This window comes from Bradyrhizobium sp. SZCCHNR1098, from assembly GCF_032489375.1.
In the GTDB taxonomy this organism is placed as follows: Bacteria; Pseudomonadota; Alphaproteobacteria; order Rhizobiales; family Xanthobacteraceae; genus Bradyrhizobium.
In genome coordinates this window covers 205,330-227,612 of the sequence record NZ_JAUEXY010000011.1, presented here as the reverse complement: position 1 = coordinate 227,612, position 22,283 = coordinate 205,330, and the positions used below count along the sequence as shown (strand labels likewise).

At 66.2% G+C, this 22,283-nt stretch carries 20 protein-coding genes; 7 read left to right on the top strand and 13 right to left on the bottom strand.

What is annotated here, in order from left to right; all coding sequences use genetic code 11:
- Positions 1–359 precede the first annotated feature (359 nt).
- The 4 genes from QX135_RS23470 to QX135_RS23455 all read right to left on the bottom strand — a co-directional run bounded on the left by QX135_RS23470 (position 360) and on the right by QX135_RS23455 (position 5,071).
- Positions 360–1,340: an ABC transporter permease gene (locus QX135_RS23470; protein WP_316178467.1), complete on the bottom strand. Its 981-nt coding sequence runs from the start codon at positions 1,338–1,340 to the stop codon at positions 360–362.
- Positions 1,337–2,317, bottom strand: coding sequence for an ABC transporter permease (locus QX135_RS23465; protein WP_315754908.1), 981 nt, complete (start codon positions 2,315–2,317; stop codon positions 1,337–1,339). The genes QX135_RS23470 and QX135_RS23465 overlap by 4 nt, the downstream gene beginning before the upstream one ends.
- The gene (locus tag QX135_RS23460) at positions 2,314–3,855 is read right to left on the bottom strand and encodes a sugar ABC transporter ATP-binding protein (RefSeq protein ID WP_315796191.1); all 1,542 of its coding nucleotides are present in this window, start codon (positions 3,853–3,855) and stop codon (positions 2,314–2,316) included. The genes QX135_RS23465 and QX135_RS23460 overlap by 4 nt, the downstream gene beginning before the upstream one ends.
- A 76-nt stretch (positions 3,856–3,931) precedes the next feature.
- On the bottom strand, positions 3,932–5,071 hold the full coding sequence (locus QX135_RS23455) for a sugar ABC transporter substrate-binding protein (protein WP_315796193.1): 1,140 nt from the start codon (positions 5,069–5,071) through the stop codon (positions 3,932–3,934).
- A 224-nt stretch (positions 5,072–5,295) separates the two neighbouring features.
- On the opposite strand from QX135_RS23455, the gene QX135_RS23450 reads away from it, so the two are divergent.
- The 4 genes from QX135_RS23450 to QX135_RS23435 all read left to right on the top strand — a co-directional run bounded on the left by QX135_RS23450 (position 5,296) and on the right by QX135_RS23435 (position 9,745).
- Positions 5,296–6,321, top strand: a complete 1,026-nt coding sequence (locus QX135_RS23450; protein WP_315796195.1) for a LacI family DNA-binding transcriptional regulator — start codon at positions 5,296–5,298, stop codon at positions 6,319–6,321.
- A gap of 473 nt (positions 6,322–6,794) precedes the next feature.
- Positions 6,795–8,255 carry an aldehyde dehydrogenase family protein gene (locus tag QX135_RS23445; protein WP_316234316.1) on the top strand — a complete coding sequence of 487 codons (1,461 nt, stop codon included), beginning with the start codon at positions 6,795–6,797 and terminating at the stop codon, positions 8,253–8,255.
- Positions 8,256–8,438: 183 nt separating this feature from the next.
- Entirely contained in the window at positions 8,439–8,855 is a 417-nt protein-coding gene (locus QX135_RS23440; RefSeq protein WP_315736685.1) for a carboxymuconolactone decarboxylase family protein, read from the top strand.
- Positions 8,852–9,745: an NAD(P)-dependent oxidoreductase gene (locus QX135_RS23435; RefSeq protein ID WP_316234315.1), complete on the top strand. Its 894-nt coding sequence runs from the start codon at positions 8,852–8,854 to the stop codon at positions 9,743–9,745. The genes QX135_RS23440 and QX135_RS23435 overlap by 4 nt, the downstream gene beginning before the upstream one ends.
- Here QX135_RS23435 and QX135_RS23430 read toward each other — a convergent pair whose 3' ends face one another.
- The 9 genes from QX135_RS23430 to QX135_RS23390 all read right to left on the bottom strand — a co-directional run bounded on the left by QX135_RS23430 (position 9,746) and on the right by QX135_RS23390 (position 18,212).
- Positions 9,746–10,033, bottom strand: coding sequence for a YciI family protein (locus QX135_RS23430; RefSeq protein WP_316234314.1), 288 nt, complete (start codon positions 10,031–10,033; stop codon positions 9,746–9,748).
- A gap of 66 nt (positions 10,034–10,099) precedes the next feature.
- Positions 10,100–11,074: a sugar ABC transporter substrate-binding protein gene (locus QX135_RS23425; protein WP_316234313.1), complete on the bottom strand. Its 975-nt coding sequence runs from the start codon at positions 11,072–11,074 to the stop codon at positions 10,100–10,102.
- Positions 11,075–11,113: 39 nt separating this feature from the next.
- Positions 11,114–12,091: an ABC transporter permease gene (locus QX135_RS23420; RefSeq protein ID WP_316234312.1), complete on the bottom strand. Its 978-nt coding sequence runs from the start codon at positions 12,089–12,091 to the stop codon at positions 11,114–11,116.
- A complete protein-coding gene (locus QX135_RS23415; RefSeq protein WP_316234311.1) occupies positions 12,088–13,038 on the bottom strand; it encodes an ABC transporter permease in 951 nt (316 codons plus the stop codon). Before QX135_RS23415 ends, QX135_RS23420 begins: the two co-directional genes overlap by 4 nt.
- On the bottom strand, positions 13,031–14,554 hold the full coding sequence (locus tag QX135_RS23410; protein ID WP_316234310.1) for a sugar ABC transporter ATP-binding protein: 1,524 nt from the start codon (positions 14,552–14,554) through the stop codon (positions 13,031–13,033). The genes QX135_RS23415 and QX135_RS23410 overlap by 8 nt, the downstream gene beginning before the upstream one ends.
- On the bottom strand, positions 14,551–15,945 hold the full coding sequence (locus tag QX135_RS23405; RefSeq protein WP_316234322.1) for an FAD-linked oxidase C-terminal domain-containing protein: 1,395 nt from the start codon (positions 15,943–15,945) through the stop codon (positions 14,551–14,553). The genes QX135_RS23410 and QX135_RS23405 overlap by 4 nt, the downstream gene beginning before the upstream one ends.
- A gap of 64 nt (positions 15,946–16,009) precedes the next feature.
- Entirely contained in the window at positions 16,010–16,894 is an 885-nt protein-coding gene (locus QX135_RS23400; protein ID WP_316234309.1) for an intradiol ring-cleavage dioxygenase, read from the bottom strand.
- A gap of 13 nt (positions 16,895–16,907) precedes the next feature.
- Positions 16,908–17,807: an NAD(P)-dependent oxidoreductase gene (locus QX135_RS23395; protein ID WP_316234308.1), complete on the bottom strand. Its 900-nt coding sequence runs from the start codon at positions 17,805–17,807 to the stop codon at positions 16,908–16,910.
- An 84-nt stretch (positions 17,808–17,891) separates the two neighbouring features.
- Positions 17,892–18,212: a Dabb family protein gene (locus QX135_RS23390; RefSeq protein ID WP_315736696.1), complete on the bottom strand. Its 321-nt coding sequence runs from the start codon at positions 18,210–18,212 to the stop codon at positions 17,892–17,894.
- A gap of 104 nt (positions 18,213–18,316) precedes the next feature.
- Here QX135_RS23390 and QX135_RS23385 point away from each other — a divergent pair, with 104 nt between their 5' ends.
- The 3 genes from QX135_RS23385 to pstC all read left to right on the top strand — a co-directional run bounded on the left by QX135_RS23385 (position 18,317) and on the right by pstC (position 22,281).
- The gene (locus tag QX135_RS23385; protein ID WP_315736697.1) at positions 18,317–19,246 is read left to right on the top strand and encodes a LysR family transcriptional regulator; all 930 of its coding nucleotides are present in this window, start codon (positions 18,317–18,319) and stop codon (positions 19,244–19,246) included.
- A 929-nt stretch (positions 19,247–20,175) separates the two neighbouring features.
- Positions 20,176–21,186 (top strand): phosphate ABC transporter substrate-binding protein PstS, encoded by a 1,011-nt coding sequence (gene pstS / locus QX135_RS23380; RefSeq protein ID WP_315736698.1) that lies wholly within the window; start codon positions 20,176–20,178, stop codon positions 21,184–21,186.
- Between the two features lie 87 nt (positions 21,187–21,273).
- On the top strand, positions 21,274–22,281 hold the full coding sequence (gene pstC / locus QX135_RS23375) for a phosphate ABC transporter permease subunit PstC (RefSeq protein ID WP_410053229.1): 1,008 nt from the start codon (positions 21,274–21,276) through the stop codon (positions 22,279–22,281).
- Positions 22,282–22,283 lie beyond the last annotated feature (2 nt).

Below are 22,283 nucleotides of genomic sequence, written 5' to 3'. Positions count from 1 at the left end.
CACGTTTCAATGGATTTCGACTTGTTTCCCGTCGGTGTCTTGTTACGGCCAATCAGGCCAACAAATCAACCTTTGCGGGTAAAATACGGGGATACCGTGATGAGATGCTTAACTGAACGTAGCCTGGAATCCTGTATCGGTTGTGTCGAGACCGCATTCATGTCCGGAAAACGAAGCCGCTTTCGCGTCGACACAGCCCTCGTTTAAAGGGTCTTCACCATTCATCATGGGAAGCCACCCGTGGTAGTGCTGTCGCATGCGCCGCAGCTCGCAGGCCGGCTTGCGGGAGGGCCGGTCGCCGCGGTCGCTGTCGTGCAGCCGTCTTCCGTCCGATCGCCCCGTCGCGATGTCGCGTGCGATCACAGTTTCTGGCGGCCGTAGATCAGGAGCATCAGTATGATCACGGCGCCGTAGATCAGCTGGCGGCCGGCCTCGCTGATCTGCATCACCGACAGGATCGATTGTAGCAGGGTGATCAGCACGACGCCGGCGACGGTGCCGAGATAGCTGCCGCGGCCGCCGAGAATGTGCGTGCCGCCGAGCACGACGGCGGCGATCGAGGGCAGCAAATAGGCGTCGCCCATCGACTGCGCTGCCTTCGAGGCATAGCCCGCGAGCAGCACGCCGCCGAAGGCGGAGAGGGCGCCCGACAGCGCGAACGCCAGCATGGTGATGCGGCGTGTATCGATCCCTGAGAGATAGGCGGCGCGCTCGCGGTTGCCGATGGCGTAGATGGCGCGGCCGAACGTGGTCCGCGACAGCAGCCAGATCGCTACGCCGCCGATGATCGCCCAGACCAGCACCGCGTTCGGAACGCCGGGAACAATGGTGCCGGTGGCGAGATAGCGCATCGCCTTGGAGGCGGAATCCTGCGGCGCGAAGCCGCCGGTGTAGGCGACCATCAGCCCTTGCGCGACCGCGTTGGTCGCCAAGGTGATGATCATCGAGGGGATGCGCAGATAGGCGACGCCGATGCCGTTCAACAGACCGATGGCGGCGCCGCAGAGAATGCCGCAGGGAATCGCGATGATGGCGCCGGTCGTGCCATGAGCGGCCGCCGCGCAGGCCATCATCGCACCGGTCGTGACGACCCACGGCACCGACAGATCGATCTGGCCGAGCAGGATCACCAGCATCATCCCGGTGGCGATCACGCCCAGGAAGCTCGCGACCTTCAACTGCTGCAGCAGATAGTCCGGCGACAGGAAGCTGCGCGAATAGAGACTGCCCACGAGCAGCAACAGCAGGATGCAGCCGAACGAGGCCGCCACCGCCGGATCGATCCGGCGCAGTATGGCGATCCCCCGACGGGCTGGTTGTGATGCCGTTGCGTCGCTCATCCGAACCACTCCAGGCGATTGCGCACCCGCACCAGGCCGAACGCTCCGATCGAGACCGCGAGCATCAGCACGAGGCCCTGGAATAGCGGCTGCCACAGCGGATCGAAATCGAACACGAACAGGAGATCGCCGATGGTGCGGAACGCGAGGGCGCCGAAGATCGCCCCGATCGCGCTGCCGCGCCCGCCCATCAGCGACACGCCGCCGAGCACCACGGCCGCGATCGAGAACAGCGTGTAGGCGTTGCCGCTCGCATAGGCGGCCTCGCCGGTATACGAGAAGAACGTCAGGAACAGGCCGCCGATCGCCGACAACAGGCCGGCCAAGGTGTAGGCGACAAACTTGGCCGCGCGGATCGGCGCGCCGGACATGTAGGCTGCGACCTCGGAGGAGCCGGTCGCGAACGCGGCGCGGCCGACGACCGAGCGGCTATAGGGCACCCAGATCAGCAGCGCCGTCACAGCCAGAACCACGAGACTCGTGGGCAGCACGCCGAACAGCCTGCCGGTCAGGGCATCCGCCAGCGTTTCGTTGACGGACCCGCCGGGATTGGGTCGCAGGAACAGCGCGAGCCCGTAATACATCGCGCCCGTGGCGATCGTGGTCACGATCGGCTGCAGACGCCCGAAGATCACGATCGCGCCGTTGATCATGCCGCAGACGATGCCGGTGCCGAGCACGCCGGCCACGCCGAGCGCCGTCTCGGTGGCGGTTCCGACCACGATCCAGGACGCGAGGCAGTTGGTCAGAGTCAGGATCATGCCGACGGACAGATCGATGCCGGCGGTGATCACCACGATCGCCTGCGCCATGGCGACGAAGGCCAGCAGCGTCGCCTTGTTGGCGGCGGTCTGCACCATGTTGGCGCTGAAGCCGGCCGGATGATTGGTCGCATAGAGCACGAACATCGCGACGAAGATCCCGATCGCGAGCAGGGTGCCGCGCTGTTCGGAGAGCCAGTACCGCCACTCGGTCATGCCAGACTCGCTTCCGCTCGCTCGCCCTCGTCGACGTTGAGCGCGCTGCTGACCAGCGCACGTTCGGTGATCTCGGCCCCCGCGAGCTCGCGCCTGATCGCGCCATCGTACATCACCAGCACGCGGTCGCAGCAGCCGATCAGCTCGTCATAGTCGGTCGAATAGAGCAGGATCGCGGCGCCCTCGTCGGCAAGCCGGCGCAGCAGCCGGTAGATCTCCTGCTTGGTGCCGACATCGATGCCGCGCGTCGGATCATTGAGCAGGATGATGCGCGGCTTGTTCATCAGCCATTTCGCGATCACGACCTTCTGCTGGTTGCCGCCGGAGAGCGCGCTGACGGCGAGATCTGGAGAGGCCGTCTTGATCTCGATCAGGCGGATCATCTCGTCGATCAGCGTCGATTGCCGCTGCCGGTCGATGATGCCGAATGTCGCGAACCGGTCGAAGGCCGCGGCCGAAAGATTGTCGCGCACCGACATCGGCAGCATCAGCCCTTCGGTCTTGCGGTCCTCCGGAATGAGCGCGAGACCAATGCGCTCCGACTTGGCGGTGACGGGGCTGTCGATCGTCACCTTGTTGCCGTCGATCAGAATGTCGCCGCGACAGTCCCGCAGCACGCCGAACAGCGCCAGCAGCAGCTCGCGCTGGCCCTGGCCGTCGAGCCCGCCGAGACCGATGATCTCGCCGGCCTGCAGCGAGAACGAGATGTCCTTCAGCCGGTCGCCCCAGCCGAGGCTCTTGCATTGCAGCGCTGGCGGCCGGCCATCGATTTTCCGCGGCGGCTTTTCCGGGAAGGCATGCTTGTACTCACGGCCGATCATGAGCTCGATCACTTCGGCATCCGTTTTGGTACCGGCCGGGAAAGTCGCGATGCGGCGGCCGTTGCGGAACACGCTGCAGTCGTCGGCGAGCTCGGCGATCTCGTGCATGCGATGGGAGATGTAGAGCAGCGCCAGCCCCTCGCTGCGCAGGCGCTTCAGCACCTTGAACACCTTGGTCACGTCGGAAGCGGTCAGCGCCGAGGTTGCCTCGTCGAGGATCAGGATCTTGGGCTGCCGCGACAGCGCTTTCGCGATCTCGACCATCTGGCGGCGCGACAGCGGCAGGTCCTTCACCAGCGCACGCGGATGAATGTCGCCGGCGCCGGCGCGGTGCAGCGCCTCCTCTGCAAGTCGACGCTGGCCCCGCCGATCGATCATTCCGAATCGCGTCGGCGGATGAGAGATCATGATGTTGTCTGCGACCGACAGGTCGGGAATCAGCGACAGCTCCTGGAAGATGCAGACGACGCCGGCATCGTTTGCCGCGGAAGGACCGGTGAAGGCGACCTCGCGTCCCGCAAGCGTCATGCGGCCTTCGTCCGGCGTGACCACGCCGACCATGAGCTTGATCAGCGTCGACTTGCCGGCGCCGTTCTCGCCGAGAATCGCGTGGATGCGGCCGGGGTGGACCTCCAGGTCCGCACCGTCGAGAGCGATCACGCCGCCATAGCGCTTGGACAATCCTTCGGCGCGAAACAGCGGCTCGGCCGCGATCATGCTTGCTCCCTCAGTCGTTTGGGCAATAGGGACGGGCTGGCCGCGAGAGAACTCGCGGACCAGCGATCGCACCGGCCTATTGGTTTTCTTTCGACTGGCCCATGATCTCCTGCGCCGTGAAGTTGATGCCGCAGGTCGGGAAGGAGTTGCCGACGAAGAAGTTGTCGGACTGTGCCGGGAAGTAGTCCTGATCCTTCTTGAAGCTCGGATCTTCCACGACGGCGAGCGGCAGCTTGACCGATTGCGGCACTACCTTGCCTTCGAGGGCGGCGAGCGCGACCTTGATCGCGACCGCGACCTGCGCAGGGCCGGTACCGGCGGAAGAGCATTTCAGGCCTTCGGACGCCTTGGCGGCGCAGAACTTGCGGAAGCCGTTTTCGGTCTCGCCACCGAACGGCACCATCTTGTGCTTGGCGTCGAGCATGGCCTGCACGATGCCGGTGTCGCCGCCCTGGCCGGAGATCGCATCGAACGGGCCATTGGTCGCGATCGCATCCGCCGTGGCCTTCTGGGCGACGCCGTCGTCCCATTTGCCGACGACCTCGGTGACCTGCCACTTCTTGCCGGAGGCATCGAGAACGGAGTGGAAGCCGTTGTGCCGGTCGGTGTCGACCGAGGTGCCGGCGACGCCGCGCACCTCGAGCACCTTGCCGCCGCCGGGCACGTTCTTGACCAGCCACTTCGCCCAGAGTTCGCCGAGACCCTTCTGGTCGACATTGACGTTGATCGCATCTTCCGTCGCAAGGATGTTGTCGAAGGCGACGAGGATCACGCCGGCCTGCTTGGCACGCTTGATCACCGGCCCGAACGCGGTCGGGTTCTGCGCGTTGACGACAATCGCGTCATAGCCGGAGTCGATGAAGTTGTTGATTGCCGAGATCTGGGCCGGGACGTCCTCGCCGGTCGAGACGACCTTGAACTCCTTCAGCTTGGCCTTGACCTCCGGCTGCGCCGCATAGGCCTTCGCGGTCTGAATCATCTGGATGCGCCAAGTATTGGCGATGTAGCCGTTCGCCAGTGCGATGCGGTACGGGCCCTTCTTGGCCGGAAACTTGAAGAACTTGGTGTCCGCGGTCCACGGCACCATGCATTCAGGCTCGGTCGCCGGTCCCTTGACCATCTCCGGCTCCGCCAGCGCCTTGCCGGCAAACGCCGTGACCAACACCAGCGATGCACAAGTGGCAAGGCATCGCGCCCTCATCGACTTGGACGACATTCGTGACCTCCCCTGTTGTTGTGGCGCCAAATCAATGACGCATGTGCGAGACGCCTCTTTGTTTCCGGAGGTTTGTGCGAGCATTGCTCGTCGTCTCGACCCGCCAAGCGTTACTGATCAATGACAGCGCTGTCAATTACCGTCGCGCGGCTTTTGCCAAGCGGCCGGTCGCATGTCATGAATATGGTTCGGACAAATCCGCGTGAATCAATGTTGCAAGGATCATGTCTCAGAAGCGTCGCACCACGCTGGAGGACGTCGCCCGCATCGCCCATGTCAGCGCTGTCACCGTGTCGCGGGCGCTGCGGCGGCCCGATATGGTGTCGCCGGAGTTGCGCAAGCGGATCGATGCCGCGGTCGACAGGCTGGCCTATGTGCCGAATTTCGCGGCGAGCCGGCTCGCCTCGACCCGCACGCATTCCATCGGCATCGTCGTATCGTCGCTCTCCAACGGCATCTTCGCGGACTACCTGCAGGCGATCTACGACGCCCTGCTGCCGCTCGGCTTTCGCCCCGTCGTCGTCAGCAGCCGTTATTCGGCGGAGGAGGAGGAGGGCGCCATCAGGACGCTACTGGGCCAGAACATCGAGGCGCTGATCCTGGTCGGGGTGAATCAGACGCGGGCCGCGCGGCGCGTTCTCGAACGTTCGCGGATTCCGGTGGTGCAGACGTTCGAGCTGACCGACGATCCGATCGATCTGAACGTCGGACTTTCGCAGCGCCAGGGCGGCTATGCCGCGACCCGCTTCCTGATCGGGCTGGGACATCGGCGGATCGCCTACCTCTCCGGACAGCGCGACGACCGGGCACGAGCCCGGCTGGAGGGTTATCGCGCGGCGCTGACGGAAGCTGGTTTGGACGGCGAGTCGCTGGTTGCCTGGCTCCCGGCACAGACGACGATCTCGCTGGGGCGGAAGCTGACCGAGGAGATGCTCGCGAGCGGAGCTCCCGATGCGATTTTCTGCTGCGATGACAACATCGCGCTGGGTGCGTTGTTCGCCTGCCAGCAGGCGGGGCTGGAGGTCCCGCGCCGGATCTCGCTGATCGGCTTCAACGACCTGGAATTCGCGGCGGCCTCCAATCCGCCGCTGTCGACCGTGCTGACGCCGCGCGCCGACATGGGGCGCGTGGCGTCCGAACTGGTGCTTCAGGTGATCGCCACCGGCAAGCGGCCGAGAACGCGGCGGATCGACCTCGGTTTCGAGATCGTCGCACGCGGCAGCACCGGACCGCACCTCGTGGCTTCGTGATGATGGTCGCGCCCTTTCGGGCGCAGTGCTGCACGTGGTGCGGCCGAGCACCCATTGCATCACCCACGAGCAGGCCAATCTCTCGCAAGGAGGCAGCGGCCGCGCTGGGCGAGATCGCCGCGCCGGCCACCAGCGTTCCCGACCGCCTGGCGGACCAGGCGGTAAGCCAGATGACGAGCCTTGCGACGATCACGTCGCGGCCGATCGCGCGCGAGCCCCGAAGCGCCGCGCGCCGCACGTTCTCGTGCACCCCACGCCCCGTTCTGGACGGCTCCGATATTGTCTGACAGAAACGTCGGACGCATCCATCGGGCATCATGACCGCTGCAGCGCAAACGGGGGAGAGCGGCCGGCCAATCCGGCCATGGTGACACGCCTCCGTTGCCTCGGCCGTCGCGCGGCCGCGTGGTGATGCACCGTGCCGAGGTCTGACATGACCGAGGACGAGCTGCAAGAGAAGCCGGAGAGCTGCCATGAACGCCAATGTCAAACTGCCTGCCGCAAAGGGCGTCTTCATCGACAACACGTGGCAGCCCGCGCGGTCGGGCCGCACCATTGCGATGCTTGCTCCGGCGACCGGCCAGGTGATCGCTTCGATCGCGGCAGGGGATGCGGCCGACATCGATCTTGCCGTGGCGGCGGCGCGCCGCGCGCTCGAAGGCCCGTGGGGCCGGCTCGCCGCGGTGGACCGCGGGCGCCTGCTGTCGAAGCTCGGCCGCCTCGTCGAGGACAACGCCGAGGAACTCGCGAAGCTCGAAGCGGCGGATACCGGCAAGCCGATGAAGCAGGCCAAGGCGGACGTGGTCGCGGTCGCGCGCTATTTCGAATATTACGGCGGCGCCGCGGACAAGGTGCATGGCGACACCATTCCCTTCCTCGACGGCTTCTTCGTCACCACGGTGTACGAACCGCTCGGCGTCACCGGCCATATCATTCCGTGGAACTATCCGGGCCAGATGTTCGGCCGCACCGTCGCGCCGGCGCTGGCGATGGGCAACGCGACCGTGATCAAGCCGGCCGAGGAGGCCTGCCTTGTGCCGCTGCGTCTTGCCGAGCTCGCGGCGGAAGCCGGCTTCCCGGCCGGTGCGATCAATGTCGTGCCGGGCCTTGGCGAGGAGGCGGGTGCGGCGCTGTCGGCGCATGACGGTATCGATTTCATCTCCTTCACCGGCAGCCCGGAGGTCGGCACGCTCGTGCAGACGGCGGCCGCGAGGAACCACATCGGCTGCACGCTCGAACTCGGCGGCAAGTCGCCGCAGATCGTGTTCGCCGACGCCGATCTCGATGCGGCGCTGACCTCGGTGGCCGCGGCGATCGTGCAGAACGCCGGCCAGACCTGCTCGGCCGGCTCGCGCGTGCTGGTGGAGCGTTCGATCTGGGACCGCTTCCTGGCCGACCTCAAGCTCCGCTTCGAGAAGATCACCGCCGGCACCCCGGAGATGGATCTCGATCTCGGCCCCGTCATCAGCGCGGTGCAGAAGAAGCGCATCGAGAGCATGCTGGCGCGTGCCGAGTCCGGCGGCGCCAAGCGCGTGGCCCAGGGCAAGATCGCCGACGGCGTGCCGAGCGAAGGCTTCTACGTCGCGCCTGCGCTCTACCAGCAGGTCGCCCGCGACTCCGAGCTGGCGCGCGACGAGGTGTTCGGCCCGGTGCTGGCGGCGATGCCGTTCGACGACGAGGCCGATGCGATCAAGCTTGCCAATGGCACCGATTTCGGCCTGGTCGCGGGCGTATGGTCGGGCGACGGCTCGCGGGCGATGCGCGTCGCGCGCAAGGTCAGGGTCGGCCAGATGTTCGTCAACGGCTACGGCGCCGGCGGCGGCATCGAGCTGCCGTTCGGCGGCATGAAGAAATCGGGCCATGGCCGCGAGAAGGGGTTCGAGGCGCTGTACGAGCTCGCGGCGATGAAGACCCTGATCGTCAAGCACGGCTAGCGGATTCACATCTCCGATCAATTCCGCCGTGCGGACGTCACTGACAACGCCGCCCGGCGTTGTTGTTGTCAGTCCGCGCGGCGAGGCGCTAGAGCATGATCCGGAAAAGTGGAAGCCGGTTTTCCGAAAAGATCATGCTCAGACAAAGAGCTGACATCAGGGTTTGCAGAAGGAGACGAGCGGATGAGCGACGAAAAAGAATTGTTCGAGAAGGGCCTGAAGGTGCGCCGCGAGGTGCTCGGCGCGGCCTACGTCGATGGCAGCCTCGCCAAGGCCGACGACTTCATGATGGCCTTCCAGCACATCACCACCGAAATGTGCTGGGGCTATGCCTGGACCCGGCCAGGACTGGATCGCCGCACCCGCAGCATCATCAATCTCGCGATGCTGACCGCGCTCAGCAAGCCGAGCGAGCTGAAGCTGCACGTCAAGGGCGCGCTCACCAACGGCGTCACGGTCGACGAGATCAAGGAGATCCTGCTGCACGCGACCGTCTATTGCGGCATTCCCGCAGGGCTCGAAGCCTTCAAGGCCGCGCATGAGGTGCTGGTCGCCGAAGGCGCGATCGCCAAGAAGGACGGCGCAAAGGACGGCACATGAGCGCGCCGCAAAGGATCCTGTTCGTCGGCATCGGCAACATGGGCTGGCCCATGGCCGCGCGCCTGCTCGGCGCCGGCTTTGCGGTCGCCGTCAATGACGCCGTGCCCGGGCGGGCTGCTGAGTTCGTCGCCAAGGTTGGCGGTGTCGAGGCCGGCGACCTCGCGGCTGCGGCGGGGCAGGCGGATGTCATCATCACGATGCTGCCGACCAGCAGGCATGTCGCGGACGCTGTCGGGACTCTGCGCGCCGGTCTGAGGCAGGGTCACATCGTGATCGACATGAGCTCCGGCGCGCCGGCGGCGACGCAGGCAATCGCGGCCGATCTCGCCCTGCTCGGCGTGACCATGCTCGATGCGCCGGTCAGCGGCGGCGTGCCGCGCGCAGTGACCGGCGAGCTCGCGATCATGGCCGGCGGCGAGCCGGCCGCGCTCGACCGTGTCGAGCCGCTGCTGCGCGCCATGGGAACGACGATCCACCGCATCGGCGGCCTTGGCTCGGGCCAGGCGATGAAGGCGCTCAACAACCTCGTCTCCGCCGGCGGCTTCCTGATCGGCATCGAGGCGCTGCTGATCGGCCAGCAGTTCGGCATCGATCCCGGCCTGATGACCGACGTGCTCAACGCTTCGACCGGCATGAACAACTCGACGCAGAAGAAGTTCAAGCAGTTCGTGCTGTCGCGCCAATTCAACAGCGGCTTCGGACTCGATCTGATGGTCAAGGACCTCTCGATCGCGCTCGAGGTCGCGCGTGCCAGCGGGGTCGCGGCCCCATTCTCCAATCTCTGCCGCGAGCTGAGCGCGAGCGCGCAAGGGCTGCTCGGACCCGGGCAGGATCACACCGCGCTGGCGAAGCTGAGCGAGGCGCTGGCCGGCATCGAGCTGAAGGGCTGACTACCCCTGGCGCCGCAGGAACCCGGTGATCGTCACCTTGTCCCAGATGCCGGCCGCGGCAAACGGGTCGGCGCGGTTGAAGGCTTCGACCTCGGCGCGGCCGGGTGCCTCGACCAGGAACAGGCTTCCGATCATCGTCGACCCATCGTCGGAGACGAGCGGGCCGGACATCACGATGGTGACGGGCAGGCGGGCGGTGTCACCGAGATAGGCCTTGTGCGCGTCGTAGTTTGCAAGCCGGACCGGGAGCGCGTCCGGCTTGTCGAGCGCGTGAATCGCAAACAGCATGGATTCTCTCCGCAAGTTGAAGCAGGACGGCTGCGTGCCGTCCTGCTTCCGGACTGATGGCTGATCCTATTTCGCGCCGAGCTTGCTCGCATCCTCGTAGCTCGGGCAGGTCCGCTGTTCCAGCGCTACGTCGAACGGCTGGTAGTTGTCCTTGGTGATCACCGTCGGCTTCAGCACGATCTCGTTGATCACCGGCTGCCCGCGCAGCGAGCGGACGGCCATCATGGTGCCGAGGCAGCCTTGGGCGAAGCCGTTATAGTCGCCGCTGGCGAGCAGCTTGCCGGACTTGATCGCGTCGATCGCCTCCTTGGTGCCGTTGATGCCGATCACCTGGGCCTTGCGGTTGGCGCCGTCCAGCGCCTCGATGGCGCCGACGGCCATGGCATCGTTGGCGGCGAGCACGCCGTCGATCTGCGCATTGGACTGCATCAGGTTCTCCATCACCTGCAGGGCCTGCAGGCGCTGATAGTTGCCGGGCTGCGACGCCAGCAGCTTGGCGCCGGGGTTCTCCTTGAGCGCGTCGTTGAACCCGCGGACGCGGTCGACATTGGTCAGCGAGCCCTTGACCCCTTCGATGATGACGATGTTGCCCTTGCCGCCGAGCGTCTTGAGCAGGAACCGGCCGGTCTCGAGGCCCAGGCTGTAGTCGTCGGCGCCGACGAAGGAGACGAACTTGCCGCCCGCCGAGCGGTCGGTGATGTTGACGACGGGGATCTTGGCGTCGTTGATCTTATCGACGCCGGGCACCATCGCCTTGTAGTCGACCGGCGTGAAGACGATGGCGCTCGGCTTCTTCACCACCACGTCCTCGATCTGGCTGAGCTGCTCGGGGATCGAGTCCGGCTTGGTCGGGATGTAGTGCAGGATCTTGGCGTTCAGCACCTTCGCCATGTTGTCGGCGCCGACCCGCACCGTCTGGAAGAACGGATTGGTCTGGTTCTTGGTGAACACGGCGATCGTCTCGCCGTCGGCGCGGGCCTGCGTCGTGACAGCCGTGATCAGGAGTGCGAGCGCGAGGCTGTGCGGTATCCGGTGTTGCATGGTGTTTCCATCCCTCGTTTTCTGAGTTTGCTTATGAGCTCATTGCGTCGGGCGCCGCGTCTTCATGTCGAGCCAGACGGCGATGATGACGATGATTCCGGTGACGAGCGGCTGCCAGTTGGCGCTGATCGCGAGCAGGTTCATGCCGTTCAGCACCAGCGTCAGGATCAGGGCGCCGATGAAGGTGCCGAACACGGTTCCGACGCCGCCGAACAGCGATGTGCCGCCGATCAGCACCGCGGCGATGGCCGGCAGCGTCAGGCTCTCGCCGATGTCGGCTTCGGCGGAGTTGAGCCGCGATAGGAAGATGATGGAGGCGAGCCCGGCCATGGTGCCGGAGACGGTGTAGACCAGCAGCAGCCGGCGCGCGACCGGAATGCCGGACAGCCGGGCCGCGACCGGATTGGCGCCGATGGCGTAGATCTCCTGGCCCCAGATCGTGCGTTGCGCGAAGAACGATCCGATCGCGAGAAACACCAGCAGCAGATAGACCGGGATCGGCAGCCCGAGCAGATAGCCGCTGCCGATCTGGCGGAAGCCCGCGGGAAAGCCGTGGATCGTCTCGCCCGCCATGTACCAGTAGGTGACGCCGTTCAGCACCCAGAGCATGCCGTAGGTGGCGATGAAGGAGGGGATGCGCAGCGCCGTGACCATGAAGCCATTGAGGAAGCCGACGCTGCCGCCGGCGAGCAGCCCGGTCAGGATCCCGAGTGCGGGCGAGCCGGTCTGATGGATCACGGTGCCGGCGAGACACGCCGACAAGGCAACGTTGGCGCCGACCGACAGGTCGAGGCCGGCCGTGAGCACCACCAGGGTGAGGCCGGAGGCGATGAAGAAGGTCAGGCTTGCCTGCCTGAGCACGTTGAGAATGTTGCCGAGGCTGAGGAAGGAGTCGCTCAGCACGGTCAGCGCCGCGCAGATCAAGAGCGCGGCGAGCAGCCGGTAGAACACCTGCGCCGTGCTCTGCGACAGGAACGACCGCGGCGGCAGGACGCTGTCTTTGATGATGTCGCTCATGACCGGCTCCGCAGGCCGTCGAGGAACATCGCGACGATGACCAGCGCACCGACGCTCGCGACCTGCACGGAGGATGGCAGCGACACCAGATTGAGGCCGTTGCGCAGCACGCCGACGGCGATGACGCCGAGCACGGTGCCGAGCAGCCAGCCATTGCCGCGCTCGAACGAGGTGCCGCCGACCGCGACCGCCGCGATGGCGTCGAACTCCAGCCCGAGCCCTGCGGTCGGATGTCCCGAATTCATCCGCGATGTCATCAGCAGCCCCGCGATGCCCGCCATCGTGCCGCCGATCGCATAGACCGCGATCAGCAGCCGTGTCGGCGACAGGCCGGCATAGCGGAGCGCCTCGCGGTTGCCGCCGAGCGCGAAGACGTAGGTGCCGAACCTGGTGTGATAAAGCAGGCCGTGAAACACCGCGTAGGTCGCGAGCCCCATGAGGATCGGCACGGGGATGCCGAGCAGGGTGGCCGAGTAGATGTCGCGCACGCTGTGGGGAATGCCGACCACGCTCTGGCCGTCGCTGACGATCAGCGACAGGCCCTGCGCCATGCCGAGCGTGGCGAGGGTGGCCACGAACGGCGGAATCCCGACGATCGCGACCAGCCAGCCATTGACGGTGCCGAACGCCGCGCCGACCAGGATCGCGGCCCCGAACCCCAGCAGCACCGATTTGGTCGCGAGCGAGACGATGGCGACGCACAGCGACGTCAGCGTCAGCACCGCGCCCATCGAGAGGTCGAGCCCCTCGGTCATGATGACCAGGGTCATTGGCAGCGCGAGCATGGTCAGGATCGTCGACTGCACCAGCACGTTGGAGAGGTTCGCGGCCGACAGGAAGCCCGGCGCGATCGCGCCGAACAGCGCGATCAGCAGCACCAGGACGATCGCCACGCCCGGGATGCGCTGCAGCGAGCGGATCGGCGAAACGACAGCGGCGTCACTCATCATGCATCCCCAGTCGCACGATATTCTCCTCGGTGAGCTCGCCACGCGCCAGGTGTCCGGCGATGCGGCCCTCGCGCATGACATAGGCGCGGTCGCAGACGTGGCAGATCTCGATCTGCTCGGACGAGATCATCAGCGCGGCGGCGCCCTCGGCGACCAGCCGGTCGATCAGCGCGAAGATCTCGGACTTGGCGCCGACGTCGATGCCGCGCGTCGGCTCGTCGAAGATGAACAGCTTGGCGCCGGCCGCGAGCCATTTGCCGATCACGACTTTCTGCTGGTTGCCGCCCGACAGCAGGCCGACGGTCTGCCGCGCATTCGGCGTTGCGATCCGCAATTGCCGGATCAGCCCGTCCGCCGTGCGCTGCGCGCCGCGCGGATCGTAGAGGCCACTGGGAAACAGCTTCTTCAGCGCCGACACGACGAGATTGTCGCCGACCGAGCGCAGCAGCGCCAGGCCCTCGCTCTTGCGGCTCTCGGGGATCAGCGCGATGCCGCGGCGGGCAGCGATATCAGGCTCGCCCGAGATCGGCTTGCCGTCGAAGATGATCTGGCCTTCGCTGATTGGATCGGCGCCGAAGATCGCGCGTGCGACCTCGGTGCGGCCCGAGCCGACGAGGCCGCACAGGCCGACGATCTCGCCGCGCCGCACCTCGATGTTGATGTCGGCGATCCCGGTCGGGGCGCTCAGTCCCTTGACCTCGAGCAGCAGCTCGCCGGGTGCTTCCGCGAACTGGCGCGGATAGGTCATGTCGACATTGCGGCCGACCATCATGCGCACGAGCTGGTCGGGCGTGACGTCGGCGGGGCTGACATCGCCGATGCGGCGGCCGTCGCGCAGCACGGTAATGCGGTCGCCGAGCGCGAACACCTCGGCCATGCGGTGCGAGATGTAGACGATCGCCACGCCGTCCGCCTTGAGCCGTCGGATCAGCGCGAACAGCAGCTCCGCCTCGCGGTCGGACAGCGCCGCCGTCGGCTCGTCCATCACCAGGATCCGCGCATTCTGGCTGATCGCTTTCGCAATCTCGACCATCTGCTGCTGCGCGACGCCGAGCGTGTCGACGATGACGGAAGGATCGATGCCGAAGCCGATGCTGTCGAGCACGCGTTTCGCGTCGGCCAGGATCCTGCGGCGGTCGATGGTGCCGGGCAGCCGGCCTTTCGGCTCGCGGCCGAGATAGATGTTCTGCGCGATGTCGAGGAACGGCACCAGCGAGAATTCCTGGAAGATCACGGCGATGCCGAGGTCCTGCGCATCGGCCGTCGAGGCGATCGCCACCTTCCGGCCTTGGTAATAGACATCGCCGGCATCCGCGCTATAGGCGCCGCACAGGATCTTCATCAGGCTGGATTTTCCGGCGCCGTTCTCGCCGAGCAGCATATGGACTTCGCCCGGATGGATCGCGAACGAGACATCATCCAGCGCCTTGACGCCGGGGAACGTCTTGCTGATGCCGCGCAGCTCCAGCAGCGGCGCGGGCGATGAGGCTGCCGTGGCTGCGGCCGTGCTCATGGCCGCGCTCCGCCCGCAAAGATCTTGCCCGGATTCATCAGGCCATCCGGATCGAGCGCGGCCTTGATCGCGCGCATCACGCCAACGGCCTCGCCGAGCTCGTCCTCGAGATAGCCGACCTTGCCGAGGCCGATGCCGTGCTCCCCGGTGCAGGTGCCGTCCATCGCGATCGCGCGTGCCACCATGCGCGCCTGCAGCGCCTTGGCGCCGGCGAGCTCGTGCTCATCGGTCGGATCGATCAGGATCAGCATGTGGAAATTGCCGTCGCCGACATGGCCGACGATCGGTGCGAGGAAGCCGTTGGCGTCGGCGTCCCGGCGCGTTTCGGTAAGGCATTCGGCCAGCCGGGAGATCGGCACGCAGACGTCGGTGATGACGGCGCGGGCGCCCGGCCGCAGGCCGAGGCCGGCGTACAGCGTATTGTCGCGGGCGTGCCAGAGCCGGCTGCGGTCCTCGGCCGCCTTGGCCCAGGCGAAGCCGCGGCCGCCATGCTCGATCGCGATCGCCTCGGCCGTCTGCGCCTGCTCGGCGACGGCGGCCTCCGAGCCGTGAAATTCCAGGAACAGCGTCGGCGTTTCCCGATAGCCGAGCTTCGCATAGGCGTTGATGCCGCGCATCATGACGTCGTCGACGAGCTCGATGCGCGCGGCGGGGACCGCCGACTGGATCAGCGCGATCGCGGTGTCGACCGCGTCGTGCAACGTCGGGAAGCTGCAGGTCGCGGCCGAGATCGCCTGGGGCAGGGGATGCAGCTTCAGCGTGATCTCGGTGATGATTCCGAGCGTCCCCTCCGCGCCGACGAACAGCCGTGTCAGGTCGTAGCCGGCGGCGGATTTGCGCGCACGCTTGGCGGTGCGGATCACCCGGCCGTCGGCCAGCACGACCTCGAGCGCGAGGACGTTGTCCTTCATGGTGCCATAGCGCACCGCCATGGTCCCGGAGGCGCGGGTCGAACTCATGCCGCCGATCGAGGCATCGGCGCCGGGATCGATCGGAAAGAACAGGCCGCTGCCGCGCAGCTCGGCATTGAGCTGCTTGCGGGTGATGCCGGGCTGCACCACGACGTCCATGTCGGCGTCATGCACGGCCAGCACCTTGTTCATGCGGGCGAAGTCGAAACAGACCCCACCCGCGACAGCCGCAGCGTTGCCTTCGAGCGACGTGCCGGCGCCGAACGGCACGATCGGCGTGGCAGCCTCGGCGCACAGCCTGACGATGTCGGCGACCTCCTGCGTCGTCTCGGGAAACACGACGATGTCGGGCGGCATCGCCGGATAGTACGACTCGCTCCGGCCGTGCTGATCCAGCACGCCGCGCGCGAGACTCGCACGCGGCCCGATCAGGTTCGAAAGCCGCTCGGCCAATGCGCCGGTGCCGACCCGCAACTCCATCATTCCTCCCGTCCGCTTCCTCGACGATGACAGGACTCTTGACGGTCCTTGTCGTCCGCTCAGCTCAAACCTGATTGGCGCGCTCCGCAAGCCGTTTCAGGCCGAAATCATAGTTGAGATGAAAATATCCCTGCGCCACCATGCGGCCATCTGGCGCACGGCCCGGCGGGCAGCGCGTGAAGTCGCGGATCAGGCTGTCCTTGACGCCGAACACGACGTCGGAATCGAGATATTGGTCACCGGCGACGAACACATGCGTCACCAGCCGCTCGAAGCCGGGCGCCGAGATCATGAAATGCACATGCGCCGGCCGCCACGGATGCCGCCCCTGCGCCGTGAGCATGTCGCCGACCGGCCCGTCGTTGGGGATCGGATAGGCCGCGGGCTTGATCGACCAGAAATGGAAGCGGCCGTCGGCGTTGGTATGGAAGCGCGCGCGCATGGCGAGATCGCCGATCTGCTCGAGCCGCTGCACGTCGTAATAGCCGTCGTCGTCGGAGTGCCAGACGTCGACCACGGCGCCTGCCAGCGGCGCGCCGTCCGCGCTCGACACAGAGCCGGTCACCAGCAGCGGATCGCCTTTCATCGGGCCCGCGATATCGTCGCCGTTGGCGCGTTCCGGCGCCGCCTGGACGAAGAAGGGGCCGAGCACCGTGGCCTCGGTGGCGCCTTCCGGCACCGGATGATTGATGGCGTCGACCAGCATCGAAACGCCGAGCGTATCCGACAGCAGGATGAACTCCTGGCGCTTGTCGTCGCACATCTGGCCGGTGCGGGTCAGGAAGCCGATGCCGTATTCCCATTCCTGCTGGGTCGGACGGACCTCGCGCACGAAGGCATGGAGATGGCGCACCAGCGCCTCGCTGACCTGTTTGATCCGCGCATCACGCGCGCCCGCCAGGCGTTCGAGCACGGCATCCGTGATCGTGGTCTCGTTGAAGTTGCGCAAGACGCGGCCCCTTTCAGAGAGGCTCGCCGAGCCCGGACAGCCGCTCGACATGCCGGACGGTGGCGAGGAAGTCGGTGTCGGCATCGCCTGACGCGATCAGCGCGCCGTAGGTCTCGCGGACCTGTGCCGCGAGCTGCAGCGGCACGCCGACGGCATGGCCGGCGCCGAGAATCAGATCGAGATCCTTGGCCATCTGCGCGCAGGAGAACGTCGCGGCAAAGTCGCGCGCCAGCAGCGGCGCGGTCTTGTACTTCACCATCGGCGAGGCGACTGCGCTGTCATGCAGCACCTGCAGAATGTCGGGCCAGGCGATGCCGCCCTTGCGTGCGAGGGTGAGGCTTTCGGCCATCATCGACGCCGTCGTCGCGATCATCAGGTTGACGGCGAGCTTGGCGTAGCGCGCCTCTTCCGCCGCGCCCAGATAGGTCTGCGCGCGCGTGAAGCCGGCCAGCACCGGCGTGATCAGGGTGAACGCCTCTCTTGGACCGGACACGAAGCACGTCAGCTCGCCGGTGTGCGCGATGCTAGCATTGCCGGAGATCGGCGTGCGCAGATAGGCGACGTCGCGGGCGCGGGCGGCAGCAGCGACCGCGCTCGACGCGTCGACGCCGACGGTGCTGGTCTCGATCAGGATCGCCCCCGGCGCCATGGCCGCGATCAGTCCGCCGCTGTCCAGCATCGCCGCGCGCAGTGCGGTATCGTCGGGCAGCGACGAGATGACGACGGCATGGTCGCGCACCGCCTCGGCAGCGGACGACGCGGCGGCCATGCCGAGCGCACGTGCCTCGTCGAGCCGGGCGGCGTTGCGGTCGAATGCCGTGACGGCATGTCCGGCCTTGGCGAGCCGCGCCGCGATCGGCAGGCCGATCTTGCCGATGCCGATGAAGGCGAGGCGCTTGTCAGGAAGTGACATGGGTGAGGTCCGCCGATTGCTTCATTTGCTGTGCCTGTGGTGACGCGATGCTGCCTCGCAGGTTCGTCGACGTGAGGGGGCCGGTCACGTGCCGGTCGCCACGGGATAGTCGACCTGGAAGCGGCCGATCCTGAGGTCGCCGAGCTCGTCGCGGACGCGCAGGTGCTCCGGATGCGACGCATAGGCCTTCAATGCGGCGCTGCTGGCGAATTCGGAGAACAGGACGACGTCGCAGGCATAGTCGACGTCGCTGACATCGAGACCGACCTCGATGTGGGTCAGGCCGTCGATCCGGCCTTTCAAACTCTCGAACAGGGTCTTGACCTTGAGCCGGGCCGCGGCGCGCTCGGCAGCCGTCTCGGCGCGCAGCCGCCACATCACGATGTGCCTGATCGGCCCCGTCATTCGTGCGTCCCTCACCTGTGCTTGTTCTTGTCTGACGATTTTGCCTTGCAGGAAATGGAAATAAAGGACAAAAATTGTAACTCTGTTTTCCGCTCAGCGTAACAATGGACCGTCTGCTCCAACTCGAGGTGTTTTCCAAGACGGCCGAGCTGGGCAGCCTGTCCAAGGCCGCCGAGTCCTTGCGGATGTCCAACGCCGCGGCGAGCCGGCATCTCAGCGCGCTGGAGGAACGGCTCGCGGTGCGCCTGATCGAGCGCAACACGCGCCGGCTCTGGCTGACCGAAGCCGGGCAGGAGCTGCTGCAGCGCTGCGGCCCGCTGCTCAACGAGCTGGCCGAGGCCGAGGACGCCGTCAGCGACCGCGCGCTGTCGCCGCAGGGCATGCTGCGCGTCACCAGCTCGCTGTCGTTCGCGACGATCTATCTCGCGCCGATGCTGCCGGCGTTTCGCGCGATGTATCCAAAGCTGAGCCTGCAGATCATCGCCGCCAACCGCTACCCGGATTTCATCGAGGCGGGCATCGACGTGGCGATCCGCACCCGCGAGCATGAGCCGGACTCGGGCATCGTCGTTCGCCGCATCGGGCAGATGCGGCGCGTGCTGGCGGCCGCGCCGTCCTATCTCGCGAGCCGTGGCTGTCCCGTCGTTCCCGGCGATCTGGTGCGCCACGACATGCTGATCTACAATCTTGCCAATGATCCGTATTCCCTGTCCCTGCGCAACGGCACGACAGCCCAGAGCATTCGGATCGCGCCGACGCTCGACAGCAATGACGGCCAGGTGATCAAGGGCGCCGCGCTTGCCGGGCTCGGCATCCTGATCCAGCCGCTCTACATCGTGCAGAGCGACATTCTGGCCGGCCGGCTGGTGCCGGTCCTGCTCGACTGGGAGCTGCCGCTCTTGACGATGAACATCGCCTACCAGAACCGCGTCAGGCTGCCGGCCAAGATCAGGGTGTTCGCCGATTTCCTCGTCGATCACATCCGGACCCATTCCGACCCGGGGATCTGGATCGAGCCGCCCAAGCCGGATTGAGCCGATGCCCGCGTGCGGGGGAGGGCGGATCATGTTCTGAGAAAAATAATTACCTTGCTATTTTTCGGAAATCATGGTCTCCTGCGTGCATCCCGCCTCGAGCAGAGGGACGTACGCGTCGTCACGAACGTGGAGGTGGGCTGCGATGGACGTGACGGCTGTGCCAGACGAGCGCAGGCGGCGCGGACGGCGAAGTCGTGTGGTCCTGGCCTCTCGACGCTGAGGTCAAGTCCGTGGTCGTTGCTTGACGGCACGCGCGGGCGATGGGGGCAAGAACGCCGATCCCCAGGGAGAGCACGAAGGACACCGTTAACACCGTCGCGCGGGGAAGGCCGGGTCTGTCCGGCTGTACCTGTGGTACCTGCCGCCTGCATTCTTTTGAGCAGGCGGGCCACGGGCCTCAGCCGAGGTCCGGCCTTCCTCGCGCCCTCTCATGATCAGGAGGGACACGACGAACCCACACCTCGGGCCTCGTAGGCCGCGGGAACGCACGCGCTCATCTCCATGGCTGCTCATGTCGCCAACCCAATCCCCGGTGTCGTCCCGGACAAGCGCGCACAGCGCGCCGATCCGGGACCCATAACCCCAGGGCGCAGACGGGCATCCAGTACGCCGCGGCGTCTCGGCGGATCATGGCCGCCGGTGGTATGCTGGTTCGCCCGCCCGCGCGGGCGATGACGGCGGTGATGGTCTGTCCCCGGGGGGAGCGACGCTCGCACGGACGCGAGGTGCCGCAGCCCGCCGCAATATGTCGGTTGGCCCGTAGAAATTCGGAGTTGGATCGAAAGATCAATACTTATCAACGGCTTGTGACTGTCATCCGACTGTCATCGAACCTTTATAAAAGCCACACTGAGGCCCCGTAAAGCGGCCGGGGAAGCGCAATCGGGCGCAGATGGCGCTTCGCTTCCCAAGCATGGAGACCAGCTATGAATTTCGTCAAAGCTATCGTCGCTGCCGGCTTGGTCGCCGCATCGACGTCGGCCTTCGCTGCCGACATTACCGGTGCGGGCGCGACGTTCCCGTTCCCGATCTATTCCAAGTGGGCGGACGCCTACAAGAAGGAGACCGGCAACGGTCTGAACTACCAGTCGATCGGTTCTGGCGGCGGCATCAAGCAGATCCAGGCCAAGACCGTGACCTTTGGCGCCACCGACGCGCCGCTCAAGGCCGAGCAGCTCGAGAAGGACGGCCTGGTGCAGTGGCCGATGGTGATGGGCGGCATCGTGCCGGTCGTCAACCTCGAGGGCGTGAAGCCGGGCGAGATGGTGCTGGACGGCGAGACGCTCGCCAACATCTATCTCGGCAAGATCACCAAGTGGGATGACGCCGCGATCAAGAAGCTCAACCCCAGCGTCAAGCTGCCGTCCGATGCGATCGCCGTGGTCCGCCGCTCCGACGGCTCGGGCACGACCTTCAACTTCACCTACTACCTCTCCGAGGTGAGCGCCGACTGGAAGAGCAAGATCGGCTTCAACACCGCCGTCGAGTGGCCGGTCGGTGTCGGCGCCAAGGGCAACGAGGGTGTGTCCGGCAACATCGGCCAGACCAAGAACTCGATCGGCTATGTCGAGTACGCCTATGCCAAGCAGAACAAGCTCACCTACACCGGCATGATGAACAAAGCCGGCAAGACCGTGCAGCCGACCGTCGAGGCCTTCCAGGCCGCGGCCGCGAATGCCGACTGGGCCAAGGCCCCCGGCTACTACGTGATCCTCGCCAACCAGCCCGGCGACAAGTCCTGGCCGATGACGGCGGCGACCTTCATCCTGATGCACAAGGAGCCGGCCGACAAGGCGGCGTCCGGCGAAGCCATCAAGTTCTTCAAGTGGTCGTTCGAGAAGGGCGGCAAGATGGCTGAGGAGCTCGACTACATCCCGATGCCCGACAGCGTCGTGAAGCTGATCGAGAAGACCTGGTCGGCCGACATCAAGAGCTGAGCTGGACGTATCGAAAATCCCCTCTCCCGGCCTCCGGGGGAGGGACGCTACCGGGGTTGCGGCGTGTCCAAGGAACAGGGGGCAGAATTGGCAGAGGTGGCGGTTCAGACCGAAGTCAGCGATATCGCGGCCGCTGCCGGACCCTATGACCGGGCACGCGCGCTCAACGCCTTCAAGCTCGGCGACGTGACCTTCTATTGGATCACGCGGCTGTCCGCGATCTCCGTCCTGTTGATCCTGGGCGGCATCATCCTGTCGCTCATCGTCGGCGCATGGCCGGCCATGAGAGAATATGGCTTCGAATTCCTGTGGACGCGGCGCTGGGCGCCGTCGGCCGATCCGCCGGTGCTCGGCGCGCTCGGCCCGATCTACGGCACCTTGGTCACGTCCTTCATTGCGATGCTGATCGCCATTCCGGTCGGTCTGGGCATTGCGATCTTCCTCACCGAGCTGTGCCCGCAATGGCTGCGCCGTCCGATCGGACTTGCCATCGAGCTGCTCGCCGGCATTCCCTCGATCATCTACGGCATGTGGGGCTTCTTCGTGCTGGGCCCGTTCCTGGCCTATACGTTCCAGCCGTTTATGATCAATCTCTGCGCCGGCATCCCCGTGCTGCAGGACATCTTCGCCGGTCCGCCGTCCTATCTCAGCCTGTTCAACGCCTCGCTGATCCTGGCGATCATGGTGCTGCCGTTCATCACCTCGATCTCGGTCGACGTGTTCAAGACCGTCCCGCCGGTGCTGAAGGAAGCCGCCTACGGGGTCGGCTGCACCACCTGGGAGGTCGTGCGCAGCGTCGTCATTCCCTACACCCGCGTCGGCGTCATCGGCGGCGTCATGCTGGCGCTGGGCCGTGCGCTCGGCGAAACGATGGCGGTGACCTTCATCATCGGCAACTCGTTCCGGATCTCATCCTCGATCTTCGCGCCGGGCACCACGATCTCGGCCGCGATCGCCTCCGAATTCCAGGAGAGCGACGGGCTGCACCAGTCGAGCCTGATCCTGCTCGGTCTGCTGCTGTTCGTGCTCACCTTCTTCGTGCTGGCGAGCGCGCGCCTGATGCTCATGCGGCTCGAAGCCAAGGCGGGAAAATAAGC